The organism is Runella limosa DSM 17973 (genome assembly GCF_000482465.1).
Classification (GTDB): domain Bacteria; phylum Bacteroidota; class Bacteroidia; order Cytophagales; family Spirosomataceae; genus Runella; species Runella limosa.
Genome location: NZ_AXVJ01000083.1, coordinates 1 through 6,295 on the forward strand (window position 1 = coordinate 1; position 6,295 = coordinate 6,295).

A 6,295-nucleotide genomic window follows, 5' to 3' on the forward strand; every position below is an offset into this window, starting at 1 on the left:
CTCATTCATCGCATCTGCTCGGTGGTGCATCACCAGCAAAAATATGACAAAAATTATACTCGCACGCTTGCATAAACCATAGAAATCCGTGCGATTACGCTTTTCGACTGTCCGTCTAAATAGGACCACTCCATGTTTTTGATTGTTTATAATTAATATTAATTGCAACAACCTCATTTCCAGTAGAATAAGGATTAAGACAGTCCTTCCAAGTTTTTGAAACTTGGAAGGACTTGCAACAACCTCACAGGTACACTAGTCCAATTCCATCAGAATAAAAATCGAGCGTTAAAACATTGATTATTTGAACTTTATAACATTTTATGTAAATTTACAATTATATTTTAAAATTACATAAATGATTCCAAGAGCACTGACCGATAAAGCACAATTGCTACTGACTAAGTTTCCGATGGTATCTGTCTCTGGGCCGAGGCAATCGGGAAAAACCACGTTTTCTAAATTGTTTGCTTCTGATTATCAGTATGTCAACCTAGAGCTACTTGACAATAGAGCCTTGGCTCAAAATGACCCACATAGTTTCTTGGAGCGGTACCAAAACCGCGTTATCTTGGATGAAGTACAGAATGTCCCCGATTTGTTCTCGTACTTACAAGTGTTCACTGATGAGCGTAACCGAACAGGAGAGTATGTTTTGACGGGCTCACAGAACTTTTTGCTTATGCAAAAAATCACGCAGTCGTTGGCGGGAAGAGTAGCCTTATTAACCCTTTTACCATTTTCTTATTTTGAACTACTTGAAAAACCACCCATTGACGAGTTTATCTTTAAAGGAGGCTACCCAAGGCTCATCCAAAAAGAAATATCACCTGAAGACTTTTTTCCAACCTACATTCAAACGTACATTGAGCGCGACGTACGGCAATTGATTCAGGTTCAAAACCTTTCCCTTTTTCAAAACTTCCTGTATTTGATGGCTGGGTGTATAATGAAGCTAAAGAAGGCCATTGAATGATGGATAATTAGGCCAGCTGTGGATAAGTATCGAAGCGTGATTACAAAGGTAAATTAAGGAGTAAGAGTTGCATTATTTTTTTGTTTTTTTCTCATGGATTCCCCTTTTAATTCCAGTCGATGAACATGCTGGATTAATCTATCCATGATAGCATCGGCCAAGGTAGGTTCTGCGATATAGTCGAACCAATTGGCCACGGGAAGTTGAGAGGTAATAATAGTTGATGCCCTGCCATGACGATCTTCAATCATTTGTAAAAGTGTAATTTTCATTGCACTGTCAAGGGGTTGCAATCCCCAATCATCCAAGATAATCAGGTTCATTTTTTCGATACGGGCCAATTCCTTGCTGATGGTATTGTCGGCTTTTGCCAATTTGAACCTTTGAAGCAGTTTGGTCATCGAGAAGTAACCCACTTTGTACCCCATTTGACATGCCTGCAAGCCCAGTGCTGATGCGATATAACTTTTACCGCAGCCCGTAGCTCCTGTGATAAAAACATTTTCCCCTTTGGCGATGAAGCGGGACTCGGCCAATCTGAGCATGAGGTTCCTGTCAAGATTACGCTCGGGCAGGTACTGGATTTCCTCAATGGCTGCCTGATAGCGGAATTTTGCGGCTTTGATAGCCGCCAGCGTTCGGTGATGTTGTCGGTGAAGACTTTCTGATTCAACGAGTTGGGCCAAGAGTTGGTCAGCGGGCGGTTGTTGATCAAGCGGCAGTCTGAGCATGGCTTCATAGGAAGAAGCCATGCCATTGAGTTTGAGGCTTCGGAGTTGTTGGAGTGTTGCCTGTGTGTTCATTTAATTTGTGTTGCTTTTGAAAAGAAAAAAATAAAGGGTTACTGATAATTGCCTGCTCCTCTGATGTTTGCGTGTAGGGGGATAATACGGGTTTGGGAAGATTCTTCCGATAAGTCCGACTTGATAGGCACTTTGTCGAGTTCTCTGTCCAGGATGTTACGGATGAGTTTGAGGGATACAAAGTCGTAAGCCAACGCTCTTTCGCAGGCGTTTTCGAGGCGTTCTTTGCCTACTTTTTGAACTAAGGCCAGAGTGCCTGCACAGGATTTATAAGCTTGCTCGGCATACTTTCTCTTGGCCAACATTTGCTCAACGGCCAGTAGGGTATTAGGTCCAATCTTTTTTGCCTGTTCCTCAAAGAACTCCGGATTCCAGTTCATCAGGTATTGATGTTGGGCCGGTAAATGTTCTTTAAGGGTGGTGTATTGGTGTTGGGAACGGAATCTTTCATGGGTTGCCACCCGCTTATGGTCAGCATATACTTCTACATTTTCGGCCGAATAAACTAACTTAACATATTGACCTACATAGCGATAAGGCACGGAATAGTAGTGTTTGTCTTCGGAGAGTAAAACATGACAGTTCTTTTGCACTTTGGCTTTTCTAAAGCATTTCAGCTCATAACGGGCCGAGGGTAAGGTTTGCAAAACAGGTCTTTCCAGTTCTTCAAACAGGCTCTGACGGCTCTCGGTTTTACCCTGAAAGCAGGATTGATTATGAAGCATCAGCCGTTCTCTGATTGCCTCATTAAGCTGATGAAGGGAGGAAAAGGCGTGTTCATTGACAAAAGCATATACCCGACTGTAAAGAATGCCAACGGTTCGCTCTACTAAAGCTTTATCTCTGGGATGGCGACTGCGGGCCGGGTAAATAACAGTTTGATAGTGAGAGGCAAAGTCCTCAATACTCTCGTTTAAATCGGGTTCGTAGCGGTCCGATTTAGTGACAGCGGCCTTGAGGTTATCGGGTACGATGGCTTGGGGTACACCTGCGAAGTAGGTTAAAGCATTGGCAAGAGCTAAGAGAAAATCATGTTTTTTCTGACTGTAAACCGCTTGGCAATACGTGTACTGACTGCATCCCAAAACCGCAACGAAGACTTCCAATTCCTGTTTTTTACCTGTTTGAGTCTCTGTGATGTGCAGTTTTTCTCCTGCAAAATCAATGTAAAGTTTATCGCCTGCCTTATGCTCCAGGTGCATTACTACTTTTTGACTTGATTCCCAACGACGAAAGTAGTGACAGAAGCGCGAATAAGTGACGGCGTGAGGGGTCGTCAGGCAGTACTTCTGCCATAAATGCAGCCGAGTCACCCCAACTTTCTGAAGTTCTTTTTGGTAAAGGGGAAAAAGCAACTCTAATTCCTGATGAGTCGTCGGGCTGTCCTGACGCTTAACTAAACGGAAAAGGGCTTCTTCATCCCAACTCAATAACTCGCTTAGATCAGAGCCTATTTCTGAATGCAAATACCCCAAATAGGTGTCTACCGTTTTACGTGATATTCCTAAGCTGCGAGCTATCCATCGCTTGCTCCGGCCGCTTACCCGGTAGGTAATGAGTGTATGAAGTTGTTTCATTCTGATGCGATTATTGGCCATGTTTGTAAGGGTTTTTATTCCCTGCAAACTTCCCATTTTTATCGCTCTGAACTTATCCACACTTGGACTACTTTGCCATCATTCGGTGGCTCCTTTTTGCATCATTTTACAGCTGGGCGAGCAGGACAAGTATTTAACGCTTCAAGTATTGCCAATGATTTGGGCGTAAACAGTCAGACGGTAGAAGCATGGACATCGGTTTTGGAAGCATCGTACATTTTATTTCGGTTGCCGCCCTATTACAAGAATTTCAACAAACGCATCACCAAAGCGCCTAAAGTCTATTTTTATGACACAGGGTTACTATGTTATTTGTTGGGAATACGTACCGAAGCCGAAATCCAGTTACATTTTGCCAAAGGCGCTATTTTTGAGAATTTGGTGATTCTGGAGGTGATGAAAATGCACTACAACCAAGGCCGTCGTCCACAATTGTATTACTGGCGCGACAGTAATCAAAACGAAGTAGATTTGCTGATGCAAGATGGGCTAAAACTTCACGCGGTTGAAATTAAAGCGGGCAAAACAATTAATGGCGAGTTTTTTAAAGGATTAACCTACTTCAAAAAGATAGCACCCGATGCCCAACTACACTTGGTGTATGGTGGTGACGACTATCAAAAGCGTAGCGAAGCCACAGTACTGGGCGTAAACTATCTGGAGCAATTGTTTTAACCATAAGTGCAAGTTTTGCACTTATGGTTAAAACAAAGATTATCAAGTAGTTATAAATTTTTTTAATTCTTTTACTTTTTGCACTAATTGAGAATAATCAGATTTTGAACTCAGGTTAGCAGCAAGACGAGCAATTTCTTTCTTGCGTTGACTAAACTCTTCAAGATAAGGAGAAAGAGTATCCTCGATGGTATCACTACCTAATTGTGCAACGGATACTAAGCTGCCTTCTGAAATATCATCACGTTTTCCTATGTCCTGAATAACCGTGCGATTAAATGGTGTGTTTCCAGCCAAAACTTGTTGCTGTAACTCTGGAATTAACTTAGAAATTCCCTTGGCGAAGTTACCGTCATTTTTGATGGTTCGTTGACTCACGTTAAATTCCTCCGCCAATGCTTTTGAAATATCTACACTTCCCTCTTCACGGTCGTATTTCCCTTTCCCGCCTTTTTCTCTGTTATATCTTAATCCTCTAAAAAATGAAAGCTGTTCAGGAGTGAGGTTTCTGCGCCCAAGCTGATAGTCAATCATGAAATCCTTTACTTTCTCGATACCTTCAAACTTCAAAATGGTAATCTTAAAGTCAATGTTGTACTTTGTACAAATGGTGTATCGGTTGTGACCATCCACCAAGACATGTACAATTTCGTCAGAATCGCCGATTCCAGCCTCTCTGTGCGACGTTTCCCATATTGCCAATGGATCTTTACATCCTTGGGCTTTTATGTTGTTCTCGAGTATTTGTAGCTCTTCTGCGGTGAGTGGAGTAATAAACTGCTTTAGTTCATCTATTACAACAATCTGTTTTTTTATCTTTTCAACTTCGGAGAATGTAGAAGTGGGAATTTGAGCGGTAGCTTTTTTAATTCCCGACATAAAATCTTTTGCCATGATTAAGTTAAGGTTAAACAGCGACCATTTCTTGGGCTAGGGCTAAATATTGATTTGCGGAGTTTGATTTAGGTGAATAATCAAACAAGTCACTTTTGGCTACTTGTGATTGTTTGATGACCGTTGAAGTCTCTATTTGGGTAGAAAAAATAGTAAAATGACCATAGACATCCCGAATATGTTCAATCATGTTTTTGTGCACACTCTGATTTTTGTGTACCATGGTAAAAAAAATGCCTCGCACTTGGAGGGTATAGTTCAGGTGTTCACGTATTTCGGAAATGCGATTAAATAAGTTTTCGACACCATGATAAGCCGATGCTTCGGGTTGAATTGGAATCATACACTCGTGAGAGGCAACCAATGAGCAAGTTGTCAGTACATTCAATGAAGGTGGGCAATCAATGAGAACATAATCATATTCGGATAAGAGAGGGGCTAGTTTATTGGCTAAGCGTTTCTCACTACCAATGGAATTGACGAGCTCAAGTTCGCGGTAAGCCATCTGTATGTCGGAAGGAGCAAGGTGTAATTTAGGCTCAATCTCAATAATCGGTAGGCTTTTTTTATCAAGTAAAGCATCTATGATTTGGGTTTCTGGCTGATGAATCCCAAAACACTGAGAAAGATTGCCTTGAGAGTCCATATCCAGCATCAGGACTCGATTGCCAAGAATACTAAGGGCTTTCCCGAGGTTGATGGTTGAGGTGGTTTTTCCTACACCGCCTTTATGGTTAACGATTGAAATAACCCTGGCTTTGCTAAATAACTCTTCCGAAAACCCGTAGCTTCTCAGAATAGGGATTAATTTAGCTAGGTGTTTTTCATTTAGATTGATATGCCCGCCTAAAGCACGATAGAGTGTCTTAGAAGGTAAACCTGCTTCTTTTTCAATCTGTGAATGATTTAGTGCGGGTTTTGCTCTGAAAAAGCGAAAAACGATGTCTTGGGTTAGCATAAACAATAATTAACATGAATATGCAAATATGATAAAATTTTATCATACATATCGAATAAAAAATAAAAAAGGTGCGAATATACTTAGGGTAATAAAAATATACGTTTGAACTACGACAAAATCCTCGTGACGAGCCCCGTCGCCCGCCCGCCAAAAATTCAAAGTTTGTTTTTGTTTTTTGTCTTTTTTTTGATTTTCTATTTTATCAATCCTCCATAAATGGAGCCTAAAAGGGTGAGTTATCCACATTTTTTACCCTAGAAGAAAATATATCACAAATTTGTGAATTTATTATTATTTATTATTATTTGATATTTGAGGGGCTTGTAACTCTTTGAATTTCATTATGTTATGAGCACTAACTACGACAAAATCCTCGTGAATTACGACA

At 41.0% G+C, this 6,295-nt stretch carries 6 protein-coding genes; 2 read left to right on the plus strand and 4 right to left on the minus strand.

The features are described 5' to 3' along the window. Window positions 1-358 precede the first annotated feature (358 nt). Window positions 359-976 (plus strand): ATP-binding protein, encoded by a 618-nt coding sequence (locus tag K339_RS33190; protein ID WP_051397912.1) that lies wholly within the window; start codon window positions 359-361, stop codon window positions 974-976. Between the two features lie 53 nt (window positions 977-1,029). On the opposite strand, the gene istB is transcribed toward K339_RS33190, so the two are convergent. Next, entirely contained in the window at window positions 1,030-1,779 is a 750-nt protein-coding gene (gene istB, locus K339_RS0109570; RefSeq protein WP_028523393.1) for an IS21-like element helper ATPase IstB, read from the minus strand. A gap of 38 nt (window positions 1,780-1,817) precedes the next feature. Next, a complete protein-coding gene (gene istA, locus K339_RS0109575) occupies window positions 1,818-3,377 on the minus strand; it encodes an IS21 family transposase (protein WP_028523394.1) in 1,560 nt (519 codons plus the stop codon). Window positions 3,378-3,449: 72 nt separating this feature from the next. On the opposite strand from istA, the gene K339_RS33195 reads away from it, so the two are divergent. Beyond that, complete coding sequence (locus K339_RS33195) at window positions 3,450-4,052, plus strand: ATP-binding protein (protein WP_169731839.1); 603 nt, start codon at window positions 3,450-3,452, stop codon at window positions 4,050-4,052. Window positions 4,053-4,094: 42 nt separating this feature from the next. On the opposite strand, the gene K339_RS0109585 is transcribed toward K339_RS33195, so the two are convergent. Together K339_RS0109585 and K339_RS0109590 are read right to left on the minus strand one after the other, a co-directional pair. Beyond that, on the minus strand, window positions 4,095-4,946 hold the full coding sequence (locus K339_RS0109585; RefSeq protein ID WP_037299913.1) for a ParB N-terminal domain-containing protein: 852 nt from the start codon (window positions 4,944-4,946) through the stop codon (window positions 4,095-4,097). Window positions 4,947-4,959: 13 nt separating this feature from the next. After that, window positions 4,960-5,904: a ParA family protein gene (locus K339_RS0109590; protein WP_028523396.1), complete on the minus strand. Its 945-nt coding sequence runs from the start codon at window positions 5,902-5,904 to the stop codon at window positions 4,960-4,962. Between the last annotated feature and the right edge of the window lie 391 nt (window positions 5,905-6,295).